The organism is Amycolatopsis sp. NPDC034160, assembly GCF_055575355.1.
Window position 1 is genome coordinate 110,704 of the sequence record NZ_JBVISU010000024.1, and the last position, 24,180, is coordinate 134,883.

19 protein-coding genes are annotated in these 24,180 nt (G+C 67.7%); 8 read left to right on the forward strand and 11 right to left on the reverse strand.

Features of this window, described 5'->3' with window-relative positions; translation table 11 throughout:
- The first annotated feature begins 31 nt into the window (after positions 1-31).
- The 3 genes from ACZ54P_RS34195 (at position 32) to ACZ54P_RS34205 (ending at position 3,437) form a co-directional block, all read left to right on the forward strand.
- Positions 32-1,219, forward strand: coding sequence for a glycosyltransferase 87 family protein (locus ACZ54P_RS34195; RefSeq protein ID WP_465465736.1), 1,188 nt, complete (start codon positions 32-34; stop codon positions 1,217-1,219).
- 312 nt (positions 1,220-1,531) lie between these two features.
- Complete coding sequence (locus ACZ54P_RS34200; protein ID WP_465465737.1) at positions 1,532-2,488, forward strand: helix-turn-helix transcriptional regulator; 957 nt, start codon at positions 1,532-1,534, stop codon at positions 2,486-2,488.
- A gap of 199 nt (positions 2,489-2,687) precedes the next feature.
- Positions 2,688-3,437, forward strand: a complete 750-nt coding sequence (locus tag ACZ54P_RS34205) for an SDR family NAD(P)-dependent oxidoreductase (RefSeq protein ID WP_465465738.1) — start codon at positions 2,688-2,690, stop codon at positions 3,435-3,437.
- A gap of 157 nt (positions 3,438-3,594) precedes the next feature.
- Here the strand turns inward: ACZ54P_RS34205 and ACZ54P_RS34210 are convergent, their stop codons facing one another.
- Both ACZ54P_RS34210 and ACZ54P_RS34215 read right to left on the reverse strand, forming a co-directional pair.
- Entirely contained in the window at positions 3,595-4,803 is a 1,209-nt protein-coding gene (locus ACZ54P_RS34210) for an FAD-dependent oxidoreductase (RefSeq protein ID WP_465465739.1), read from the reverse strand.
- Between the two features lie 20 nt (positions 4,804-4,823).
- Positions 4,824-5,387, reverse strand: a complete 564-nt coding sequence (locus ACZ54P_RS34215) for a TetR/AcrR family transcriptional regulator (protein ID WP_465465740.1) — start codon at positions 5,385-5,387, stop codon at positions 4,824-4,826.
- Positions 5,388-5,633: 246 nt separating this feature from the next.
- On the opposite strand from ACZ54P_RS34215, the gene ACZ54P_RS34220 reads away from it, so the two are divergent.
- The 3 genes from ACZ54P_RS34220 (at position 5,634) to ACZ54P_RS34230 (ending at position 7,012) form a co-directional block, all read left to right on the forward strand.
- A complete protein-coding gene (locus ACZ54P_RS34220) occupies positions 5,634-6,002 on the forward strand; it encodes a hypothetical protein (RefSeq protein ID WP_465465741.1) in 369 nt (122 codons plus the stop codon).
- Positions 6,003-6,079: 77 nt separating this feature from the next.
- Positions 6,080-6,268, forward strand: coding sequence for a hypothetical protein (locus ACZ54P_RS34225; RefSeq protein ID WP_465465742.1), 189 nt, complete (start codon positions 6,080-6,082; stop codon positions 6,266-6,268).
- 51 nt (positions 6,269-6,319) lie between these two features.
- A complete protein-coding gene (locus tag ACZ54P_RS34230; protein WP_465465743.1) occupies positions 6,320-7,012 on the forward strand; it encodes a hypothetical protein in 693 nt (230 codons plus the stop codon).
- 35 nt (positions 7,013-7,047) lie between these two features.
- On the opposite strand, the gene ACZ54P_RS34235 is transcribed toward ACZ54P_RS34230, so the two are convergent.
- Positions 7,048-8,004: a GlxA family transcriptional regulator gene (locus tag ACZ54P_RS34235; protein WP_465465744.1), complete on the reverse strand. Its 957-nt coding sequence runs from the start codon at positions 8,002-8,004 to the stop codon at positions 7,048-7,050.
- An 87-nt stretch (positions 8,005-8,091) separates the two neighbouring features.
- Between ACZ54P_RS34235 and ACZ54P_RS34240 the strand changes: the two genes are divergently transcribed.
- Entirely contained in the window at positions 8,092-8,247 is a 156-nt protein-coding gene (locus ACZ54P_RS34240) for a hypothetical protein (protein ID WP_465465745.1), read from the forward strand.
- A gap of 219 nt (positions 8,248-8,466) precedes the next feature.
- Positions 8,467-10,212, forward strand: a complete 1,746-nt coding sequence (locus ACZ54P_RS34245) for a BCCT family transporter (RefSeq protein WP_465465746.1) — start codon at positions 8,467-8,469, stop codon at positions 10,210-10,212.
- A gap of 73 nt (positions 10,213-10,285) precedes the next feature.
- Here ACZ54P_RS34245 and ACZ54P_RS34250 read toward each other — a convergent pair whose 3' ends face one another.
- The 8 genes from ACZ54P_RS34250 to ACZ54P_RS34285 all read right to left on the reverse strand — a co-directional run bounded on the left by ACZ54P_RS34250 (position 10,286) and on the right by ACZ54P_RS34285 (position 23,931).
- Positions 10,286-10,759 (reverse strand): carboxymuconolactone decarboxylase family protein, encoded by a 474-nt coding sequence (locus ACZ54P_RS34250; protein WP_465465747.1) that lies wholly within the window; start codon positions 10,757-10,759, stop codon positions 10,286-10,288.
- 30 nt (positions 10,760-10,789) lie between these two features.
- Positions 10,790-11,653 carry a sigma-70 family RNA polymerase sigma factor gene (locus ACZ54P_RS34255; protein WP_465465748.1) on the reverse strand — a complete coding sequence of 288 codons (864 nt, stop codon included), beginning with the start codon at positions 11,651-11,653 and terminating at the stop codon, positions 10,790-10,792.
- A 178-nt stretch (positions 11,654-11,831) separates the two neighbouring features.
- Entirely contained in the window at positions 11,832-13,715 is a 1,884-nt protein-coding gene (locus tag ACZ54P_RS34260) for an OmpL47-type beta-barrel domain-containing protein (RefSeq protein WP_465465749.1), read from the reverse strand.
- Between the two features lie 70 nt (positions 13,716-13,785).
- Positions 13,786-17,751, reverse strand: coding sequence for a ThuA domain-containing protein (locus ACZ54P_RS34265; RefSeq protein ID WP_465465750.1), 3,966 nt, complete (start codon positions 17,749-17,751; stop codon positions 13,786-13,788).
- A 166-nt stretch (positions 17,752-17,917) separates the two neighbouring features.
- Positions 17,918-18,934: a multicopper oxidase domain-containing protein gene (locus ACZ54P_RS34270; protein WP_465465751.1), complete on the reverse strand. Its 1,017-nt coding sequence runs from the start codon at positions 18,932-18,934 to the stop codon at positions 17,918-17,920.
- Between the two features lie 14 nt (positions 18,935-18,948).
- A complete protein-coding gene (locus ACZ54P_RS34275; RefSeq protein WP_465465752.1) occupies positions 18,949-19,824 on the reverse strand; it encodes a sugar phosphate isomerase/epimerase family protein in 876 nt (291 codons plus the stop codon).
- Positions 19,825-19,834: 10 nt separating this feature from the next.
- Complete coding sequence (locus ACZ54P_RS34280) at positions 19,835-20,839, reverse strand: sugar phosphate isomerase/epimerase family protein (RefSeq protein WP_465465753.1); 1,005 nt, start codon at positions 20,837-20,839, stop codon at positions 19,835-19,837.
- Positions 20,839-23,931 carry a ThuA domain-containing protein gene (locus ACZ54P_RS34285; RefSeq protein ID WP_465465759.1) on the reverse strand — a complete coding sequence of 1,031 codons (3,093 nt, stop codon included), beginning with the start codon at positions 23,929-23,931 and terminating at the stop codon, positions 20,839-20,841. The genes ACZ54P_RS34280 and ACZ54P_RS34285 overlap by 1 nt, the downstream gene beginning before the upstream one ends.
- Positions 23,932-24,180: the final 249 nt, after the last annotated feature.

Consider the following 24,180-nt stretch of genomic DNA (forward strand, 5'->3'; position numbering starts at 1 on the left):
CACTCACCGCCGTCGAAGGGGCCACCACACGATGCTTCCCGGCACGTCGCGCGGCCGGGCCCCGTGGTCGCTCGGCGTGTTCGCCGCACTGGCGATGGCCTGTGCCGTGGTGTGGGCGACGGCGGGCGATTCCCACAGCGACCTCGAGATCTACCGCTTCGGCGTCGACACCCTGTGGAAGGGCGGCGATCTCTACGGCGCCCTGCCGCTTTCCGACGCCGGCATCCCGCTGCTGTTCATCTACCCGCCGTTCGCCGCGCTGCCGCTCACCCCGCTGACCCTGCTCCCGTGGACGGGCGCGGTCATCCTGCTGTTCGCGCTCAGCCTGGCCGCGCTGGGGGTCACCTTCTACGCGATCATCCGCAGCCTGTGGCCGTCCGGTGATCGACGGAAGGCGCTGCTCGTCGCGGCGCTGGCGATCACGCCGTCGCTCTTCCTCGAACCGGTGCGCCAGACCCTCGGGTTCGGCCAGATCAACCTGCTGCTGATGGGTCTCGTCGCGGCCGACTGCCTGCTGGCGCGGGGCCGCTACCGGGGCATCGGCGTCGGCCTCGCCGCGGCCGTGAAACTGACGCCGATGGCGTTCCTGCTCTTCTTCTTGGTGCGCAAGGACTTCCGCGGCGCGCTGACCGCCGTGGGCACCTTCGTCGCCGCCTCGGCCCTCGCGTTCGCGGTCGCCCCGGAAGCCTCCGCCCGGTACTGGTTCGGCGGGCTCGCCGGAGCGTCGGGGATCAGCGGTACCTCGTTCCACACCAACCAGACCCTGCAGGCCGTACTGGCGCGGTTCGGGGTCGACTCCGCCGCCGCGAAGCCGTGGTGGCTCGTTCTGACCGGCGTGCTGCTGGTCCTGGTGACGTTGACGATGTCTCGCTCGGCGGTGGTGCCCGCGCTGCTGCTGAACGCGACGTTCGCCCTGCTCATCTCGCCGACGTCGTGGTCGCATCACTGGGTGTGGATCGCCCCGGCGCTGTTCACCACCGCGGCCTACGCGGTACTCAGACGGCGCCGAGCATTGCCATGGCTCGCCGTCACCGCGGTCGTCGCCACGATCTTCGTCGCCGCCCCGTTCCGGTATTTCCCCGCCTTCGACCGGCCGGGCCAGACGTGGACGACTGCGCAGCAGTGGCTGGGGAACTGCTACGTCCTCGCGGGGCTGGCCTTCGTGGTCGCGTCGGGGGTGCTCACGCTGCGCAGACGCGGTGGCAGTGGAGCTGAATGAACGGGACATGTTCGCCTTGCCCCTCTGCAGCAGCAGCGCCGACCAGCGGTTATCGAGGGACAAGGCGTCCGTGTAGGCCCCCTTCCCTCCTTTGAAGGTCAGGGTCCCGGGGAAGTCGCGGTAGGGCAGGCCTGATCTTGGACGTCGGCCGGGCGGTCGTGAGTGGTAATGAGGGTTAGAACGACCCAAATCACTCACGACCCTCAAGGTAGGGAAGGAAACCTTCACGGACCTGGGACCCTTCGACTTACCTCTGGTCAGTCACCTGATTGCGGGCTCCCGGGTCCCGGCGAAAGCGGGTACGCAGGAGCGATGCCGGTTCCCCAGCATCTGGTGTTCCACACCACCGACTACGACGAGGCCGGCGAATACCTCGTGAAGATGTACGGGCCCAGCGCGCGGATGACCGGCCGCGAGACCGGCTACTCGTTCCGCCACACCAGGCTGAGCGCCGGCGCCTTCGCCATCGATTCGAGCGGGCAGACCGACGAAATCGCCTACACCGTCGGCCCGCTGCCGACGTTGCTGATCGGCAACCCCCGCAACATGGTGATGGACTTCCACCGCGATGGCGTCGACCACCGATTCGGCCCCGGCGAGGTCTTCATCGCCGCCGGGGACCCGGACGGCAAGCCCTTCGGGGCGCACTGGGGCGACGGGGACATGCAGGCCGTCACCGTCCCGTTCCCGCTGCTGTCCCAGGTCGCGGGCCCCGAGCCGATCCGGTTCACCGACCTGCGTCCGGTGACCCCGGCCGCGGCCCGGCAGCTGACCCGGACCATCGACTACGTCACCGAATCCCTGTGGACGGTTCTCCCGCTCGCCGGGACCCCGCTCGTCGTGGCCGCCGCCGGTCAGTCGCTCGCGGCCGCGGTGCTGACCGCGTTCCCGAACACCGCGAAGGCCGAGCCCACGATCGAAGACCGCCACGACGCCCATCCGCGCACGGTGCGCTGGGCGATCTCCTTCATCGAATCCGAAGTCCATCGCGACATCACCGTCGCCGACATCGCCGCCTCCGCGCACGTCACCATCCGCGCACTGCAATACGCCTTCCGCCGCCACCTCGGTATCACCCCGACCGAGTACCTCCGCCGGGTCCGCCTCGACCACGCGCACCGAGAACTGCTGGCCGCCGACCCCACGACCGGCAGCACGGTCACCGAAATCGCCGCACGCTGGGGTTTCCTCCATCCGGGCCGGTTCGCGCACTACTATCGCCGCGCTTACGGTCGTTCGCCACTGCAGACGCTCCACGATGGCGAATGACCCGCAAGCGGGCTCCGGAGCGGCGAAACCACCACTGCGGAGCCCGCTTCCCAGGGCGGGGCACGGGGTCCGGATGCACTTTGCCCAAGGCGCCTACCGGCCCGACCAAGGGTGCGCCGCGAAACCGGCCGACGCAGCACACCAGACGAATACCGCAGTCCGCGAAACGAAATCCGCGGCAGGTACCGAAGGGAACTCGATGCTGGACCTGAGCGGCACCACCACCCTCGTCACCGGGGCCAGCGGCGGCATCGGCCAGGGCATCGCCCTGCGCTTCGCCGAGGCCGGCAGCGCCGTCGCCGTGCACTACCACCGCGGCAAGGCCTCGGCGGACGCGCTCGTCGAACGGATCGAGGCGGCCGGAGGCACCGCCGCCGCGTTCGCCGCCGACCTGTCCGACGACGGTGCGTGCCGACGGCTCGTGGCCGCCGCCGCCGCCTGGACCGGACGGCTGGACACGCTGATCAACAACGCCGGGGTGCAGCCGGTGGAGCCGCTGCCGGGGATGTCCGCGGAAAGCTGGCGCGCCGTCCTCGACACGAACCTCACCAGCGCGTTCTCCTGCACGCAGGCCGCTGCCGAGGTGATGACCGGCGGCAGCGTCGTCCACATCGCCTCGATCGAGGCGGCCCAGCCCGCGCCGGGACACGCGCACTACAGCAGCGCCAAGGCCGCACTGGTCATGCACGCCCGCGCCGCCGCGCTCGAATACGGTCCGCGAGGGATCCGCGTCAACGCCGTTTCCCCCGGCCTCATCGACCGCCCCGGGCTCGGTGACGACTGGCGGGACGGCGTCCGGCGCTGGGCGCGGGCCGCGCCGTTGAGCAGGCTCGGCACTCCCGACGACGTCGCGAACGCCTGCCTGTTCCTCGCCTCACCGCTCGCCGCGTGGATCACCGGGCACAACCTGACCGTGGACGGCGGCGTGTCCGCGCACCCCACCTGGTGACGGCGTCCTGGCCGGTCCCGCCGTCCTCGACCCACTCGCTCGATGATCATCAGCCGCGCCTCGCCGGGCATCGCCTCCACCGGGCATCCCGATGTCGCGACTGTGGCTGAGGTCCGGTCTCGTGAGTGGCGATTCGGGTTCTAACCCGAATCGCCACTCACGACCCACCCAGCCCGCTTCGGATCTCGGCCCCCTGCCGCAGGTTCGTCACGAGCGCCGTCGACTTGCCCGTGACGGCCGCCGCCAGCGGACGTTCGAGCCCCGGAAGGCGGGCCACCCGGAGCAAGACCCGGCGCGCCTGAAGCAGGAACCGATTCGCGGGCAGGAACCAGCGCGCGCCCCGGCGGGCGACCTGTTGCTTTTCGGTCACCACCGGCCGGACCAGCTTTTCGTACTCCGCGAAAGCGACCTCGATCGAGCGGGCCCGCGTGAGCCGGTCGGCCAGGACGAACGCGCCCGCGATCCCCAGCGAAGCGCCCTGCCCGGCGAGCAACGAGACGGCGTAGCAACTGTCGCCGACGAGGACGACCCGACCGCGGCTCCACGACGGCATTTCGATCTGCGCGACCTGGTCGTAGTACACCTCCCCGGAAGGCGGGCAGCGTTCGAGGGCTTTCGGCACCGCCCAACCGAGCGAGCCGTACGTCGCGCGGAGAGTCCCTCGTGCGTCTCCAGGCAGGGCCGGATCCGCCGCGCGGTGCACGGCGAAGGCCGCGAGTTTGCCGTCGCGGAGACCGTAGAAACCCATCTGCGTCCCGATGGTGTCGGTGAGGCAGAACCGCTCCCCCACCTCCTCTCGGATCTTCTCGTCCTCGAAGACGAACGCCGCCGTGTGGAACCCGAGATAGCGCAGGAACCGTTTCTCGGCACCGAAGACCAGCCGCCGCACGGTCGAATGGATCCCGTCGGCGCCGACCAGCAGATCGGCTTCAAGCACTTCACCGCCTGCCAGCGAGACGCGCACCCGGTCGCCGAGGTCCTCCACTCCCGCGACCCCCGCCCCGAACCGGACGTCCACTGTGGACGGCAGTTCGGTCCGCAGTACGCGCTCCAGATCGGGCCGCATGATGCTGCACAGGCGGCCCCGCACCGACTTGGCGAACCGGACGTAGTCGATCGCCGCCCGCCGACGGCCACGGTCGTCCAGCAAGGTCGCCTCGTCCACTCGGTATGCCACGGCTTCGACCTGGGGAAGCAGACCCATCTCCTCGACCGCGTCGAACCCCGGGCCGAAGAAGTCGATCATGTAGCCCTGTTCCCTCGGCCCCGCGGCTCGTTCCAGCACGACCACCTCGACGTCTCGCGCCGCGAGCCGGTGCGCCAGTGCCAGCCCGGTGATCCCGGCACCGCAGATCGCCACCTTCATCGGGGTTCCTTTCTTTCGGTTCAGCGGACGAGACGGCGCAGGACGGTCGCGACGGCCACTGGGTCGGACTCCGGTTCGAGCGCGCGGTGCAGCAGAAGCCCGTCCACCGTGGCGAAGAGCACCGCGGCCGTACCATCGGCGTCCGCCACTCCGTTTTCCGCCAGCCAGCCGCCGAACTTCGTCCGCAGTCCGGCGAGCACGTCCCGGATCCCCTGTCGCAGGGTCTCGTCACGGGTGGCGGCCAGGTAGGCCTCGGTGAACAGCAGCGACATCGGATCCGTGCCGGAGTACCCGCCGATCGACGCCAGCACGGCGTCCACCGCGGCTTCGGGGGTTTCGGCGGTTTCCAGCACCGGCTCGAAGGCTCCGGCGACCTCGCGCATCGCCCCCAGCACGGCCTCGATCAGCAAGGCCTGCAGCGAAGGGAAGTGGTAGTGCACGACGCTCGGCGTGACACCCGCCCGCTCGGCCAGGATCCGGGTACTGACCGCGGACCAGCCGCGTTCGGGTACCAGCGCGACCGCGGCTTCCAGCAACCGTCGCCGCACCAGCTGACCGCGCGCCGCGGCGGGGGAATCCGCCACCATCGCCTCCTAGGTCGTTCGTCCTGTACGAGTGCCCTGATCGTACGTCCGGATGCGCCCGCGCCGCAACCACGTGGGTCAGCGGCACTGTCAACGGCTTGTCACTCGAACGAAGGAACAGAACCGGCGATGATCACCTGTCCGAAGGACAAAACCCGCGCTCGCTTTCAAGATCCTTAGCGGCTGCCAAGCGGCCGTTCCTAGCGTCGATCACGTCCCAGCACTTGACCACAAAGGACGGTCGACATGAACACCACCAGGAAGATCGGACTGCTTTCCGCCCTCGCCGTCGGCACCGCCGTACTGGCACCGGCCGCACCGGCGAACGCCGCCGAGACGACGGTGACCGGGGACTTCGATTGCGGGATCGCCACCTGCAGCTACGTCTTCAGCAAGCAGGCGACGAACACCATCGCCAGGGACGGCCTCGCCGCGGCCGGACTGTGCAGTGCGATTCCCGCCCCCGGCAACGGCGCGTGCGCGGCGGGCTTCGCGGTCGTCGTCGTGACCGCCAAGGTCGCCAAGGGCCAGGGAAAATGCGTGAAGCTGAACGTCGCCAAGGTCGCGCCGTATCCGTCGTGGACCTCCGTCGACGGAAGTTCACGCTGCCGCTGAGCGACCGGCAAAAATGACCTCGTTCCCCGCCGGGGCCGCCGCCAGGCTTGCTCCTCCAGAACCACTTTGGAGGACACATGATCTCGAAGCCTCGCGTCGCGCTGGGGATGCTCGTGCTGGCCGCGCTGGCCGGCGGGCTGATCGCCCTGCTGGTCTCGCTCGACGCGGGCGCCTTTTGGATCAAGACCCTGCCGATCGCCTTGCTGGTCGGCGGAGCGGTCGTCGCCCAGTCCCTTGGCCTCTTCACCAAGGCGCCGAAAGAGTAGGCAACCTCCCGGCCCCGCCGCACGTTCCTCAGGGACCGGGAGGTGGTGGCCATGGAGATCATCGTCGCGAACGAACTGGACGTCCGCGCCGTGGTACTGACGCTGCGAGCCAAGGGGTCGGCGCTCACTTTCCGACTGTTCCCCATGGTGCACCTCGGCACGCAGGCGTACTTCGACACCGTGCGACGGCAGGCGAACGCGTGCGATGTGGTGGTGGCCGAGGGAGTCGGGGAGGCGAAATCGGCGTCCCGGCTGACCGCGAGCTACCGCCTCGCGGCACAGAACAAACGCCTCGGGCTGGTGGTGCAGGACCTGAAGGCCGACACCTTCACCGCGCCGACCATCCGTCCGGACCTCCACGGCGCGGATTTCGTCGAAGGCTGGCGTCGTGTCCCGCTCGGCGACCGCCTGATGATGTCGCTGCTGGCCCCCGCGCTGGGCGTGTTCCTGCGCGGCTTCGGCACCCGCGCGATGCTGGCACGGTTCCTGACCGTCGACGACGAGGACGATTCCTGGACCGAATCCGCCGAGATGATGCCCGAATTCGACGACCTGATCAGCGGCAGCCGCGACAAACTCCTCGTGGACGCGCTGGCCGGGCTGCACGAGCAGCGGCACCACGAACCGGGGACGATCGGCGTGGTCTACGGCGCCGAGCACATGCGCGCGGTCGTCCGCGAACTCCGTGCCCGGTTCGGTTACGTGGTGCGGGACGCGGAATACCTGACCGTCTTCCGTCTCTGACCGTCCGTCCTTACCGGACACGGACTAGCCGTGGACTAGACGCGCTGCGGCGCGAAGGTGCGTCGGTAGTCCTGCGGGGACACCCCGACGACCTTGTGGAAATGGTGCCGCAGCAAGGCACCCGAGCCGAACCCGCAGCGGCGCGCGATCTCGTCGATGCCCAGCGTCGTTTCCTCCAGCAACGACCTCGCGTGCAGCACTCGCTGTGCCGAAAGCCACCGGTGCGGCGTGGTGCCCGTCTCGGCGACGAACTTGCGGGCGAAGGTGCGCTCGGACATCTGGGCGCGGCGCGCGAGATCCGCGACGGGATGTTCCCGGTCGAGGGTGTCGAGCATCCAGGCGAGCACCGGCTGGAGGCTGTCACTGGTGCATTCCGGGATCGGCGTCTCGATGAACTGACGCTGTCCGCCCTCGCGCTGCGGCGGCACCACCATGCGCCGGGCGATCACGGTGGCCGCGGCCGACCCCAGCTCGCGCCGGACCAGATGCAGGCAGGCGTCGATACCGGCGGCGGTCCCCGCGCTGGTGATGATGTCGCCGTCGTCGACGAAGAGGACGTCCGGGTCGAGAATGGCCTGCGGGAACCGCTGCCGGAACTCGGCGCTGCGGCGCCAGTGGTTCGTGCACCGCCTGCCGTCGAGGAGGCCCGCGGCACCGAGCACGAACGCGCCAGTGCAGACCGAAAGCAGGATGGCTCCCCGCGCCGAAGCCGCGCGAAGCGCTTCGAGCACCGCGGCCGGATACTCGTCACGCACGTCGCAGGCGGGGACGACGACGAGGTCCGCGTCCTCGGTCGCTTCGAGGCCGAATTCCGGGGTCACCTTGACGCCGTGGCCGAGGCTCAACTGCTCCCCCGCCCGCTCCCCGCACACGCGGAAGTCGAGCGGTGGCACTCCGTCATCGGAGCGATCCTCGCCGAACACCTCGCAGACGACGCCGAACTCGAAGGGGGCGAAATCGTCCATCAGCACCACGGCGACGCTCTGCATCATGCGCCGAAGCATAGCTGGCAGGATTTTGACGCACAACGACAGAACAGCCACTTTTGGCAGAATGTCGAGTGGCGCAAACTTACTGCCATGACCGCCTTCATCGTCACCCTCGCCCTCCTCGCCCTGGTCACCTACCTCCTGCAGCGCAACCACGCACGGCAGGGATACCCGCACGTCGCGGGCGGTGACGGCACCGAAAGCACGAATCTCTTGCGACGGTGGGAAAGCAACCAAATCGGCTGAACCGCCCCGCGATCCTCTGACCGCCGGTGTCGCAAGGGACACGTTCCGCTGCCGGAACCGGGAGCAAGGCGGTATCCGCCGAGGTCGGACCCACAATCACGGGTCTAAACCTCATGTGCCGCATTTTCTGCCGGTTACCAGTTTTCTGGTTAGGGTGCAGTGGTGCAAACGGGTTAACTCGGGCGGAAGGAGATCGCGCTGTCACCGGCGCGGCTGAATATGAGTTCGCAGGACGGTAAGCAAGCGGAAGAAGAGGTCGTCGCCGAGACCGCGACAGACCTCGCACACGCACCGGATACGACAGGTCCGGGGCACCCGCCCGATGAGCACGTCCCCCTCGATCTCGCCGCCGACCGACCCGCCACGACCGACCGCACCGTCTTCGGTGTGGCGGCGGCCCTCGCGCTCGCGATCATTCTTTGGGGCGTGCTCGCGCCGGAGAGCCTCGCTAATGTCGCGTCGACCCTCCTCAACGACGCCGTAATCCCTTACGGCGGTTGGGCTTTCGTCCTCACCGCGAGCGGTTTCGTGCTCTTCGCGGTCTGTCTGGCCATAAGCCGCTACGGCCGGATCCCCCTCGGCGGGGACAAGGAACTTCCCGAATTCCGCACGTCGTCGTGGATCGCGATGATGTTCAGCGCCGGAATGGGCATCGGCCTGATGTTCTTCGGTGTGTACGAACCGGTCTCCCACCTCGCGAGCCCGCCACCGGGCACCGCGGCCCCGAATTCCGACGAAGCCGTCCACACCGCGATGGCCACGACGCTGTTCCACTGGACCGTGCACCCGTGGGCGATCTACGCCGTCGTCGGTCTCGCGATCGCCTACAGCACCTTCCGGAAGGGCCGCACCCAGCTGATCAGTTCGGTGTTCGCCCCGCTGATCGGCAAGCGGCGCACCGAAGGCCCGCTGGGCAAGGCGATCGACATCATGGCGATCTTCGCCACGCTGTTCGGTTCGGCCGCGTCCCTCGGTCTCGGCGCGCTCCAGGTCGGCGGCGGCCTCGGTGCCGTCGGCTGGATCGACAACCCCGGCAAGGGCCTGCTGGTCGCGATCATCGCGATCCTCACCATCGCGTTCATCGCCTCGGCGGTGTCCGGGGTGGCCAAGGGGATCCAGTGGCTGTCCAACATCAACATGGTGCTCGCCGCGGTGCTCGCGGTGTTCGTGCTGGTGGTCGGGCCGACCGTGCTGATCCTCAACATCGTGCCCGGTGCCATCGGCGACTACTTCCGCGAGCTGGCGGAGATGTCCGGCCGGACCGGGATGACCGGCGGCGACGAGATGCAGACGTGGCTCGGTGGCTGGACGGTCTTCTACTGGGCGTGGTGGATCTCGTGGACGCCCTTCGTCGGCATGTTCATCGCCCGGATCTCCCGCGGCCGCACCATCCGCCAGTTCATCTTCGGCGTCATCGCGATCCCGAGCGTGGTGAGCCTGATCTGGTTCGCGATCTTCGGCGGCGCGGCGATCAGCAGGCAGCGGGCCGGTACCGACATCGCGGGCGCGGGCAGTGCCCAGTCGGCGACGTTCGAACTGCTCGAGACACTGCCGTGGTTCGTCCCGATCGCGATCCTGGTGATGATCCTGGTGTCCATCTTCTTCGTCTCCGGTGCGGACGCGGCGTCGGTGGTGATGGGCACCCTGTCCCAGCGCGGAAGCGTGCATCCGAAGAAGAACGTCGTGATCTTCTGGGGTGTGCTGATGGGCGCCGTCGCGGCGGTGATGCTGCTGGTCGGCGGGGACAAGGCGCTGACCGGTCTGCAGAATCTCACCATCCTGATCGCGGTGCCGTTCGTGTTCGTGATGGTCGGGTTGTGCGTGTCGGTCTGGAAAGATCTGCGCGACGACCCGCTGATGAAGCAGGAAGACGCGATGATGCTGTCGCTGAAGGAACTTCACGAGGAACGCACCAACGGCCACAACCGCCGTCGCATCCTCGGGCGGGCGAAGCACCGCTCCTGAGCTCGTAAGTACGTGAAGGCCCCCATCCTGTACCTAGGCGCAAGGATGGGGGCCTTCACGTACTTCCGGGGTTTCAGTGCGCGAATTGGCCGGGTGTGTAGTCGCCCGCCGGCTGCCGGGTGATGACGTTCAGCCGGTTGAAGGCGTTGATGAGCGCGATCTGGGTCACCAGCGCGGCGAGCTGCTCGTCGTCGTAGTGCTTGGCGGCGGCCTCCCACACCTCGTCGGTGACACCGGCGCTGTCGGCGATGCGACAGCCCTGCTCGGTCAGTTCCAGGGCGGCGCGCTCGGCCTCGGTGAAGACCGTCGCCTCGCGCCAGCACGCGATCAGGTTCAGCCGGGTGGTGGTCTCCCCCGCCGCCGCGGCGTCCTTGGTGTGCATGTCGAGGCAGCCCGAGCAGCCGTTGATCTGGCTGGCCCGGATGTTCACCAATTCCCTTGTCGCCGCGGGGAGTTCGGTCCTGTCGAGTACCTTCGCGGCCGAGACGAAATGCTTCACGAGCTTCGGCGCGACAGCGGTCTTGAGGAATTCGAGCCTTGCCTGCATGGGATTTCTCCTTCTCTCGTCGGTGTTCACTTACTTCGACGAGGAAGGCTCCCAAGAGGTAACACCCATGGCCTCGAGGCGACGTGGGTCACTCACGGAGTCGATCTCGGCGATCCGGCCGTCGACGACCGTGCAGGCCATCACGCCGAGCAGCTTGCCGGTCTTGCTCCACGACACGATCCCCGGCTTGCCGTCGACCAGCGCGCCACGCGTGGTGACGGCGGCGCGCGCCCCGCGCTGGACGCGCGTGGCCACCTCGACGGCACCCAGCCGCACGACTTCGCCGTGCCGCGTCCGCGAGCGCCAGGTCACGTCGGGGTCGAGCAGCTCGATCAGGCCCTCGAAATCCCCTTCGCGCGCGGCCGCGAGGAACGCGTCGACCACGGCACGCTGCGATGATTCGTCGGCCGGACGCCGTCCCTGCACCTTCCGGCGCGCGCGGCTGGCGAGCATCTTGGCGGCGTCCGGGGATTTGCCGAGGATCTCGCCCACTTCGGCGAACGGGACGGCGAACAGATCGTGCAGGACGAACGCCAGCCGCTCGGCGGGGCTGAGCATGTCGAGCACCACGAGCAACGCCACGCCGACCGACTCGGCGAGCATCGCGTCTTCTTCCAGCGAGTCCTCGAACACCACCAGTTCGGGCGGCTCGTCGTACGAATCCTCGGGGCGGGTTTTGCGGGAGCGCAGGACGTCGATGCAGACGCGCCCGACGACCGTGGTCAGCCAGCCGGAGAGATTGTCGATCGTGTCGGCGTCCTGCCGGGCCAGCCGCAACCAGGCCTCCTGGACGGCGTCCTCGGCGTCGGCGCGCGAGCCGAGCATCCGGTGTGCCACCGCCACCAGTCGCCCGCGCTGCTCCTCGAACGCGTTGGCCAGGGCTTCGCCGGTCATGTCGTTACCTTTCTCGCGCCTGATCCGTCATGGACCTGACGAGCGCGGCGCGGAAAAGGTAACCGGCGTCGTGGCCCTCACCTCCGCCTAGGTACATGAAGGCCCCCTTCCTGTACCTAGGCGCAAGGAAGGGGGCCTTCATGTACTTGGGCGGGCTGGACGCGCTACGAGGAGCCGCTCAGACGTCCCGGATGGGGGTCTTGACGACCTTCTTCATGCCGGGGTTCTTCGTCTCCGGCCTCTTCTGCGGTTCGGGCTCGGTGGTCGAGCCGCCGATGCCGGACTCGATCGCCGCCGTCACGATCAAATTCCGCTCATCGGACGAGACGACTTCGCGGTCGAGCAGTTCCTGCGTCACCGCGCTGACGTAGGCCACGAACTGGTCGTTCGACGAGTAGTCCGACTCGTCGTCGAGCACGTCGTTGATCGTGCAGCCGTTGCCGGTGTCGCGGTTCTCGACCTGGCTGTCCGCCGAGCCGAGGATCACGGTGTCCCGCAGGTCAGAGTCCGGGCACGCGTCCGGACCCGGCGGCGCGGCGACGATGGTGAACGCGCCGCCCTGTTCCGCCGAGACGTTGCCAGCCTTGTCCGACGCGCGGTAGGTCAGCGTGTGCGTGCCGAGCGCGGTCACCTTGACCGGCGCGGTGTAGACCGCCCAGGCCGCACCGTCCAATTTGTACTCGACCTTGTCCACTCCGGACCCGGTGTCGGTCGCGGTCAGGTTGACGGTCGCGTCCTCGATGTAGGACCAGCTTCCGTCCAGATCACCGCTCACCACCACGGAAACGACCGGCGCGGTGCTGTCGTCGCCCTCGACGATGGCGAACGTCGCCGTGCCTTCCGGCGAGACGTTGCCCGCCTTGTCCGTCGCCCGGTAGTTCACCGTATGCGCACCGACGACGGTCAGCGCGAGCGGTGCCGAGTACGTCATCCAGGCGGCACCGTCCAATTTGTACTCCACCTTGCCGACACCCGAACCGGCGTCGGTGGCCGTGAGCGTCACGGTCGCCTTGCCGACGTAGTTGCCCGCGGTGTCCTTGGTGCCCGTCACTTCGGACGTCACCGTCGGCGCGGTCGTGTCGCTGCTGACGACCGTGAAATGCGCCATGCCCTCCGGCGATACGTTGCCCGCCTTGTCCGAGGCACGATAGGAGACCATGTGCATCCCCGGCGCGGACACCGCGACCGGAGCGGTGTACGCGGTCCATGCGCCTTCGTCCACTTTGTACTCGATCTTGTCGACGCCGGAACCCGCGTCGGTCGCGGTGAGCTTCACGGTGGCGGTGTCGAGGTAGTTGCCCGAAGCGTCCTTGTTCCCGGTCACCTCGGCGGTCACCGTCGGCGGAGTCGTGTCACCGGGCTGGCCGGTGACGACGCTGAACGACGCCATCCCTTCCGGGGAAACGTTGCCCGCCTTGTCCGAAGCGCGATAGTGGACCATGTGCGAGCCCACGCTGTTGACCACCACGGGCGCCGTGTACGCGGTCCAGGCGCCGCCGTCGAGCTGGTACTCGACCTTGTCCACACCGGACTGACTGTCGCTGGCGGCCAGGTTCACCGTCGCGGAACCGACGTAGTTCCCGGCGGTGTCCTTGGTTCCGGTGACGTTCGCGGTCACGGTCGGCGGAGTGGTGTCGGCGCCGCCGCCGTCGGTGACCACGAACTCGCCGAACATCTTGGTGTGGCCCTGGATCGTGCAGTAGTAGCGGTACTTGCCCGGGGTCAGCGTCACCGTGGCCTGGTGCACGCCGTTCTTGTCGTCATAAGGGTTGGCGAGGATGTTGAGGTTGACGTCGTGGTTGTAGCCGGGGGTCGACGTGTCGAAAGTCAGCGTGTGCGACATCGTCGAGCCGAGCTCTTCGGTGTTCTTGAAGACGATCGTGGTCTCGCCGGCCACCGCGGTCGACGGCGCGCTGAGGTACTGGTCGGTGCTGTCGCCCGCGGTCCATTCCAGGGTCTGGACGGGTGCGGCGACGGCGGGTGCGGACGAGGCCGGTAACACCAGGCCCGCGATCGCGAGCGCCGCGGCGAGCAAGGCCACGACGAGGGTTCTTGGGGACATCGCAGGGAAACCTTCCGTACAAGGGAGACCGGCCGGGCACGCGAACCCGCGCGCCCGGCCGGTTTTCGCGCTACAGCTGCCGCACCCGGATGTTGCGGAACTCCATCAGGTCGTTGTCACCGTGGTTCTGCAGACCGATGAACCCGCTGACGAACTGCCGGAAGTCGGTCGACGGATCGCCCGCCCTCGACGAATTGATCCCCGGCGCGTTCTCGAACTCGTTGATCACGACGCCGTTGCGGATGATCGTGTACTTCTGCCCGACGACCTTGACCTCGTACTCGTTCCAGGTCCCCTTCGGCTTCACACCCGCCTGGTCCAGCGGCCGCGGGTCGAAGTTGTAGATCGACCCGGTCTTCTGCGGCTCACCGGTCGCCCCGTCGTACAGCTGGACCTCGTGTCCACAGTAGATCGCGACCCAGGCCTGCGACGTCCTCGCGGAACCGACGGTGCCACAGCTGCCCGGCGGACGCTGCTCCAGCGGAGTGCGCGGGTCGGGGAACCGGACGAACACGCCGCTGTTCGCGCTGCCGGTCGGCGCGATGTCCTTGAACTGCAGCTTCACCGAGAAGTTGCCGTACTGCCGTGCCGAGTACCACAGCATGCCAAGCCCACCGGACGGCCGCAGTGACCCGTCCGGCTGGATGGCGAACTGCCCGGACGGCGCCTGTGACCAGTTGCGGAACGACGCGGCCGTGCCGTCGTAGATCGCGTCGTAGCCGGTGACGCCCGGGTTGCCGATGGGCGACGCGGCGGCCGCGGCGTTGATCTTGTCCGACTCGGCCGAGTTCAGCACCCCGAGATCACCCAGCCGGTTCACGGCCTGGGTGACGTGATTGACGAAACCGGCGTGGGAGGTCCACGTGCTCTCGTCGTCGATCATGTCGTCGACCGTGCAGCCGCCACCGGCGTTCCGGTTGGTCACCCCGGTATCGGTGTCCCCGATCATCACCGTGGCGCTGGAATCCGCCACGAGACAACCGACGCTCACCGAGTTCCGGGTGGTCACCGTCTCGCCGTTCGCGTAGGTCACGGTCAGCTTGGCGGTGTAGAGCCCGGTGCGCGGGTAGGTGTGCCGCGGGTCGGGCTGGGTGGAAATGGTGCCGTCGCCGAACTCCCACTTGTAGGAGACGCCGCCGGACTTCGACCCGGTGAAGGCCGCGGTGAGCGGCTTGTTCTGCACCATGGTCGACGCCGCCGCGGCCGACGGGGTCGCCTCGCCGCCGGTGTAGCTGATCTTCAGCAGCTTCTGGTTGTTGGTCAGGGTGAAGAAGCCGCCGCCGTAGTCGAGCACGTACAGCGCGCCGTCCGGCCCGAATTTGGCGTCCATCCACTGGTTCAGCTTGGTGTCACCACCACCGGTCGGGATGATCTGCCGCACGGTCTCGGCGAACACCGGCGGATCCTGCTTCGCGACGCCGGTGGGGTCGAGGGTGACCGCGATCCGGTTCTGCCCGTTGCTCTGGTCACCGATGAACCACTTGTCGTTCCAGTACGACGGCCACGCCACCCCGCTGGTGGTGTTGACCAGTTCGCGGTGGTACGTCGGCCCGGTCATGACCGCCTGGCCGCCGCCCTTGAGGTAGGGCTGCGTGTAGGTGGCCTCGGCCGCGTTGTACGTCGGGACGGAGCTGTTGGGCCGGTTGGGGAACACCGGTCCGCCGCCGTCCGGCGCGTACCAGATCATGTTCTTCTTGATCGGCGGCAGGTTCACCAGGCCGGTGTTGCGCGGCGAGGTGTTGACCGGGTTGTCGCAGTCGTACCAGCCGGTGAGCACCGCGGCGTCGGTGCTGCTGCGGTCGCGGTACGGCTGCTTGTTGCCCATGCAGTACGGCCAGCCGTGGTTGCCCGCCTCGGTGATGACCGTGGCGGTCTCGTACTTGGCCGGGCCGAGTTCCGGGCTCGGCGAGGTCGCGTCCGGACCGACCCAGGCCGCGGTCAGCCAGTTGGTCTTCTTGTCGACCTGCAGACGCGAGATGTTCCGCACGCCCATCACGTAGATCTCGGGCCTGGTCTTGTTCCCGGGGTCGTTGGCCTCGGGGAACAGGTTGCCCGCCGGGTTGGTGTAGGTACCGTCCGGCTCCGGGTGGATCCGCAGGATCTTCCCGTTGAGGTCGTTGGTGTTCCCGGCGGTGCGGCGCGCGTCCTGGAACGAGACGCCCTTGTAGTCCTGGGTCCAGTTGTTGCCGGAGTACCCGTTGGAGCCCTGCGACGAGTTGCTGTCACCGGAACCGATGTAGAGGTTCCCGTCCTTATCGAAGTCCATCCCGCCACCGGCGTGACAGCAGCTGTGGACCTGGACGTCCCACGACAGCAGATCCTTGCGGGTCGCCTGATCCAGCGTCTGGTTCTTCAGGTCGTAGGTGAACCGCGAAACCGTGCGCTTGCCGATCCGCTTGTCGATGTCGACCGACGCGTGCGGCATCCAGTAGGCGTACATGAAGCCGTTCTCGCTGAACTTGGGGTCCAGCACGAGACCGAGGAGGCCTTCCTCGTTCTTGACCAGTTCGTCGCCGCTGCCGCGGTTGCCCATCACCTTCAGCGTGGTGAGCAGCTTCGGCTTCTTGGTGACCGGGTCCCATTGGTGGATCGTGCCGCAGCCGGCGCCGATCTCGGGGTTGGTCCAGTCGTTCGGCGCGGGCACCACGTTGCCGGCGCAAGCCGCTCGGCCGATGTAGAAGACCCGGCCGTTCGGCGCGATGGTGAGCCCGTGCGGCTCGCCCATCTGGTCCAGCTGGCCGGGCTGGTTGATCCCGGTCAGACGTTCGACCTTGTAGTTGGCCGCGATCCCCGCCTTGCAGTCCCCGCGCACCATGCCGGTGGTCCACTTCAGGGCGCCGAGGAGGTGACTGCGGAACTGGGCCTCACCGTAGCTCGCCTCGGTCCGGCCCATCCCGGTGTAGAAGGAGCGGCCGCCGTCGTAGTCACGGCACCACGAGATCGGGTGGAACGCGCCGTTCGCGCCGACACCCGGCTGGTAGGTCGATTCCTCGACCTGCGCGACCGTGTGCACGGTGCCGACCGGGTTGACCTCCCAGTTGAGCCACCGGTCGGTGCGGACCCACTTCTGCGGCAGTCCCGCGGTGGCCGGGTTCGCCTTGTCGAGGACGTCGACCGTGGCCTCGGCCGGAGCGCTCTCCGGCGGCGGCGGGGTGGTCGACTGATCCTTGAACAGTTTGAAGTCGGCCAACTGGGTGGCTGATTCACCGGCGTTGGCGGTGATGTTCAGCCGATAGTTCGAGTACGCCGTCGTGTTGGCGAAGGTGAAGGTACGGCTCTGGAACCGGTCGGCGAACACCTCGTTGGTGCGGGTGTCCAGATCGGTCCACGTGGTCCCGTCGTTGGAGCCCTGCAGGGTCCAGCTCTTGGGGTCACGCCCGGCGAAGTCGTTCGCCGAGACGAGCGCGTAGCTGCTCACCGCGACCGGCGCGGCCAGCTTGTAGGCGATCCACGCGGTGTTCGCGAAAGCCAGCCACTTGGTGTTCTCGTTGTTGTCGGCCAGCTTGTCCTTGCCCTCGTTGGGCGCGTTTTCCGCACTCGCGGTGACCGAGGCGACGGCCTCCGGCGTGGGACGCGCACCCACCGGGCGCGCTCCGATCAGCCCGGAGAACCACTGCGAGCCGTCCTGTGCCCGCGCGGCGTCCGACAACCCGAGGAAACCGCCGCCTTCCTTCATGTAGTTCTGCAGCGAGGTTTCCTGGTCGCGGTTGAGCGTGATGCCCTGCGCGGAAAGGAAGACGACGCCGCGGTACTTCGCGAGGTTCGCGCTCGTGAACACCGCGGGGTCCGAAGAGGACGACACGGAGATGCCGTTCGCCTGGCCAAGGCTCGCGATCGCGTCCGTGGCGCGCAGGACGGGGTCCTTCTGGTCCGCGGCGGTGCCGTGGAAGACCAGGACGTTGACCGGGACGTTCGTCGCGGCTTCGGCGGTCACCGGTGCGATGGCCAGCGGAAGCCCGGAGGTGACGACGGCGCCGACCGCCAGTGCGGCCAGTGACCGTCTGCGGAGCCGACGGCGCGAAAAGATTCGTCTCAAGTTCTCGCTCCTTTCGAAGACTATCGAGGGGAAACACGTGAAGGGCAGGGCCGCGGTGGGGTGGGCGGTACAGGTGGTCGTGAGTGGCGATTCGGGTTAGAACCCGAATCGCCACTCACGACCAACCCGGCCCCCCCACTCACCGGCGCCCATCCCCCACTCCTGACTAGTGGTGTGCGTGAGCCGAGGCGCCGGTGGCGTCCGGAGTGGACGCCGGGTGGTGATGACCCTTGAAGCGGTCGATCGCCTCCTGGGCGCCCGCGGGCATCCCGCCGTCGGCGTTGCGGACCAGGAACACCCCGGACATGCCGTCGTCCGAGTGCTGCTGGACGTGGCAGTGGTACATCCACGCGCCCGGCCCGACGCCGTCACCGGCGATCACCTGGAACCCGAAGGAGTTGCCCGGGTCCAGGGTCTTGTTGTCGACGATCGGGGCGTTGTCGGTCGCGCTGGTGAGCATGCCGGTGCGGGTGTCCGCCCAGCGGTGCGCGTGCAGGTGGAAGGTGTGCATCAGGTTGCCGTGGCCGATGCAGATGAACTCGACGCGTTCGCCGAGGTTCGCCTCGAAGATCGGCGTGTTCGGGGCGACCTGGTGGTTGACCCACATTTCGGTGAACACCACGGTGAACTGCTTGCTCGGCAGCAGATCCCCGCGTTTGCGCACGATCAGACCGCCGTAGAGGCCCTTCATCAGGCCCACGGTGCCGTGGTCGCCGCCGAACGCGTGGTCGTGGTAGTGCCAGTACCCCGCGCTGCCCGGCATCCAGAACCCGTTGGCAGCCTGGTAGGCGGTCCGCGTCTTCCAGGTGTAGGTCTTGGTCTCATAGGGCTTGTTGAAGGAATCGTTGAACGGGGAACCGTCGGATTTGGTGTCGTAGTTGACACCGTGGGGGTGGATGGAGAGCCGCTGGTCGGTGTTGTTGACCAGCTCGATCACCAGCGTGTCACCCTCGTAACACTCCAGGAGCGGTCCGGGGATCGTCGGCTTGCCGGGCTCCAGCCCGTAGCCGACCCGGGTCGAACCGGGAACGTAGTCGGCGTACACGGTGATGTTGCGGGTCATCCCGGCCGCGGCGGCCGGTGCCGATCCGGCGCTGGCCGACACCACGACCGGGGCGATGACCCCGGCCGCGGTGCCCGCGAGCATCGATCTGCGGGACAGCCCGCGTTTCTGCTTGTCCATTGTGGATTCCCCAGTCAGAAGCGGACGTTACGGAGATAGCGGAATCCGGCTTGCGCGGTGCTCAAGGGATCCGTGGGGTTGTCGTGCTCGACGATGTACTCGGCGAGATGGGGACGGGTGCGGGAGAAGATGCGCGGGAAATCGATGACCCCGGCGCCGGGGTCGACCATCTTCCCGTCCGCGGTCCGGTCCTTGACGTGGTATTGCACCACGCGCGGGAAGTGCTGCCGGTACAGCGAAACCGGGTCGACCCCGCCTTCCACCGCCCAGAACAGGTCGATCTCCAGGTGCACGTACCGCGGGTTGGTGTTCCTGGTGAGCACGTCGTAGGGACGCACGCCGCCGATGGGTGCGAATTCGTGCGCGTGGTTGTGGTAGCCGAGCGGGATACCGGCCTGACGGAACTTCCGTGCCGCCGTGTCGAGGCGGCCGGCGAATTGCTTCCAGCCTTCGATGGTGTCGAAGTTGGCCCACGGCACGTTCGCCCGGGTGTTCCCGAGAATCTTCGCGTCCGCGATGGTCTTGTCGAGATCCCCGTCGATACCGGTGTGCGTGGACGTCGCCCGCAGGTGGAACTTGTCGAGCAGGCCGCGGAACTCCTCGGCCGTGCGGCCGTAGGTGCCCGCCAGTTCGACCTTCCGGTAGCCGATGTCCGCGAGCGCGGACAGGGTTCCCGGCAGATCGGCCTGCAACGCGGTGCGCAGGGAGTAGAGCTGGATGCTGATCTTGTCCACCGGGACCCGGCCCCGTCCGTGGTGGCCGGGTCCCTCGGTGGCCGCACTGGCCACACTGGGCAGCGCTACCGCCGCCCCCACCGCGACCGCCGCCGTCGCCGCACCTCGGAGGAGTGTCCGCCGGGAGTGGAACCGCTCAGCTTCTTCACCGCACATGAAACCGCCCTCACTTCTGGTTGCTGAAAGCCGCGTCGAAGGCCGCCGACGGCTTGTCGAACAGGAGCCCCCGCAGAAAGGTCACGGCTTCCGCCGCGCCCCGGAGCCGGTCCATGCCGGCGTCCTCCCACTCCACTGAGATCGGACCGGAGTAGCCGATCGAATTCAGTGCGCGGAAACAGTCCTCCCACGGCACATCGCCGTGCCCGGTCGAAACGAAGTCCCAGCCGCGTCGGGGGTCTCCCCACGGGAGATGCGAGCCGAGCCTGCCGTTGCGTCCGTCGAACCGTTTCCTGGTGTCCTTGCAGTCCACGTGGTAGATCCGGTCGGCGAAATCGAGGATGAACCCGACCGGGTCGAGGTCCTGCCAGATGAAATGCGAAGGATCCCAATTCAGCCCGAACGCCGGACGATCGCCGACGGCTTCGAGCGCACGCTTTGTCGTCCAGTAGTCATAGGCGATCTCGGACGGATGCACCTCGTGGGCGAACCGCACGCCGACCTCGTCGAAGACGTCGAGGATCGGGTTCCACCGGTTCGCGAAGTCGGTGTAGCCGTCGTCGATGACCGCCTGCGAGACCGGCGGGAACATCGCGACGTACTTCCACGTCTTCGAACCGGTGAAGCCGATCACCGTGTCCACACCGAGTTTCGCCGCCGCGCGGGCGGTGTCCGCCATCTCCTTCGCCGCCCGCTGCCGCACGCCTTCCGGTGCACCGTCGCCCCACACCCGGGACGGGATGATGGCCTGGTGGCGTTCGTCGATCGGATCGTCGCAGACGGCCTGCCCGACGAGGTGGTTGGAGATCGCCCACACCTTGAGGCCGTGATCGGCCAGCAGCTTCAGGCGCCCCGGCACATAGTCCTCTTCGGACAGTGCGCGATCGACCTCGAAATGGTCGCCGGAACAGGCGATCTCGAGGCCGTCGTAGCCCCATTCGCTGGCCAGCCTGCACACCTCGGTGAACGGCAGATCCGCCCACTGGCCGGTGAACAGCGTGATCGGACGGCTCATCAAGACTCCTCGAAGGTGATCGCGTCTAGGTCGAACAGACCGCCGGAACCGGTGCCGCGGAACACGAGGAACAGCGGGCCGGTGCCGCCGGGGTCGGTGATGGCGGAGGCCGGGATGTCGGCATAGGTGTCCCAGCCGCCGGTGTTGGCGACGGTGACCGTCTGGACCAGCGGCCCGTCCACCGCGCCCGAGCGGACCTCGATCGTGCCGCCCGCTCCTCCGGAGGAGACCCGGTAGCCGATACCACTGACGCCGATGAGGTTCACCGGGTCGAATTTGATCCAGTCACCGGATTCGAGGTGGCCGACGCGTTTGCCGCCACTGGCGCCGTCGTGGCCGACGACCTCGATCCCGCTGGACTGCGTGTAGAACTCCGCCTGCTTCAGTTTGGGCTGCAGCAGCGATTCCGCCTCGCCGGTGAGCGCCGGAACACCGTTGGCACCGTTGTCGGTGTAGCTGGCGTTGATGACGCCGAACACGTTGGCGTCCGCGCCGTGGCCTTCGTCGGCCGGCGTGGCGATGGTGCCCTCACACCCGGTGGCGCGGCTCAGCGGATGCCCGTGGCCCTCGTGGCCGAGGATGTATTCGACGGTCACCTTCGAGCAGTCGATCGGGTTGTCCTCCGCGTCGGTCACCTCGACCTTGAACGGGACCGTGTCCCCGAAACTGAACACACTTCCGTTGACCGGCGTCTTCAGCGTGACCACCGGCGCGGTGTTGCCGACGGTGACCACCACGCTCGCCGCCCCGGTCAGCCCGGTGGCGTCGGTGACCGAAAGTTTCGCCGTGTACTGGCCGTTCGCGGAGTAGGTGTGGGAAACCGGGCCCGCTTCGCTTGCGTCGGTGGTGCCGTTGCCGTCGAAGTCCCAGGCGTAGGTGAGCGCGCCGCCGTCGGGGTCGTTCGTCCCGGCCGGGTCGAACTTCACGGTCAGCGGTGCCTGGCCGGACGTCTTGTCCGCCGCCACCTTGACCTCCGGCGTCCGCCTGCCCTTGGTGTAGTCGATGCGGTAGACCGCGGATTCCTTGGAGCCGCCGAAGTAGCCGGTGCCGTAGTCGAGGACGTACATCGCGCCGTCCGGCCCGAACTCGACGTTCATCGGACGGACCAGCTCCATCGAGTCGAAGAACGGCTTGATGGCACCGCGTTCGCCGTTCGGGCCGACGGTGATCTCCTTGATCCAGCCACGTTCCCATTCGTAGGCGAAGGTCTTGCCGTTGAAGTACTCCGGGAACTTCGTCTGCGACGGGTTCTTCGCGTCGTACTGGTAGACCGGTCCGCCCATGGGGGACTCCGGACCGGTGCCGAACTCGGGCACCGAACCGCCGTCGTAGGGAATCCAGGCCTTCTCGACCGGGGGCAGATCCGTCAGGCCGGTGTTGCGCGGGCTGGTGTTCTTCGGCTTGGCGCAGTCGAACGCGGCGCCGGACTGCTTGGTGGCGAAGTCGTAGTCGATGAACGGCTGGTTGTCACCGATGCAATACGGCCAGCCGAAGTTGCCCGGCTTCTTGATCAGGTTGAATTCGACCGTGCCGCCGGGTCCGCGAGCCGGGTCGGCCGCGCCCGCGTCGGGACCGTAGTCGGCGAGGTGGAGCCAACCGGTCTTGCGGTCGACGGCGAACCGGAACGGGTTCCGGAAGCCCATCGCGTAGATCTCCGGCCGGGTCTTGGCCGTACCGCGCGGGAACAGGTTGCCCTTGGGGACGGTGTACTTGCCTCCAGCGCCGACCTTGATCCGCAGCACCTTGCCGCGCAGGTCGTTCGTGTTGGCCGAGGTGCGCTGGGCGTCGTAGACCGGGTTGCGGTCGGCGCGCTCGTCGATCGGGGTGAACCCGTCGGAAGAGAACGGATTGGAATCGTCCCCTGTGGACAGATAGAGGTTGCCCTGTGCGTCGAAGTCGATCTCGCCACCGGCGTGGCAGCAGATGCCGCGTTCGGCGGGAACCTGCAGGATCTTCTGCTCACTGGCGAGATTCAAGTTGTTGTCGGCGGTCAGTTTGAACCGCGAAAGCTGGTTGTAACCCTTGAAGGGCTCGAAGTCCGCCGGGGTGCCGTTCTGCGGGGCGTCACCGGCCGGGGTGTTCAGCTTGGGCGCGTAGTACAGGTAAACCCAGCGGTTTCTCGCGAAATCCGGGTCGATGGCGACACCCTGGAGGCCGTCCTCGTCGTGGTTGTAGACGGGGATCGTCGCGGCCAGCTTCGTGGTGGCGCCGGAACTGGTGTACCAGACGCGGCCGTCGCGCGAAGTGTGCAGGACGTCGCGGTTGGGCAGCACCGAAAGCGCGATCGGCTCGCCGGTCTTCTCTTCGCCCTTGGCCAGGGTGATCTGGTCGAAGTCCGCGTCGACCGGGTCTTCCTGGGTCTTGGCGCAGCCCGCCTCGCTCAGTTTGGTGGCGTACTCGATGCCACCCGCCAGATGCTTGCGGAAGGCAGGCTCGGTGTAGGACTCCTTGGTGTGCCCTCCGCCGGTGTACCAGGAGCGGCCGCCGGAGTTCTCGTGGCACCAGGCGATCGGGTGATCGCCCATCGCGCCGTCGCCGGGCTGGTAACTCTTCTCGTCCAGGCTCGCGAGCACGTGGACGTTGCTGCGCGGGTTCTCGCGGTAGTTGTACCACTCGTCCGTCCGCGGCCAGGTTTCCGGAAGGGCATGAGTGGACACATGGTCGTGGTCTTCGACCTTCACGTCGGCCTTTTGGATTTGCGGGTGGGACTTGAAGTACGCCCCGACCAGCTCGCCGTACCACGGCCAGTCGTATTCGGTGTCGGAGGCGGCGTGCACGCCCACGTACCCGCCGCCGCCCTTCACGTACCGCTCGAACGCGGCCTGCTGGTCGGCGTTCAGCACGTCACCGGTGGTGGAAAGCCAGACCACCGCGTTGAAGCGCTTGAGGTTCGCGTCGGTGAAGGCCGCCGCGTCCTCGGTGGCTTCCACCCCGAAGTGGTGTTGCACCCCCAGTTCCTTGATCGCCTTGATCCCGTCGGGGATCGAATCGTGCCGGAAGCCCGCGGTCTTGGAGAACACGAGCACCGTGGCCGCTTCGTGCGCCGATGCGGTTTGCACCGGTAGCGCGACGCCTGTCAGAGCCGTGACCATCGACGTGACGAGCACGCCTAGTCGTCGTTTCAAGGACATAGCAGTAGCGATCCTTTCGATGAGCGGCGGCGATCAAGGAAGGGGATGCGGAGCGGAGCGTCCTTTCGGTGAGGTGGGGGAGGGAGATGCGGGTGGGGAGGGAGGGTGACGGGAAGGTGTGGGTGTTTGGGGTGTGTCTGGGTACGCAAATGCCCTCTGGCTTGGGATGATTGTTCTTGCGACGGAACAAAAACCACGTAGCGAGAGGGC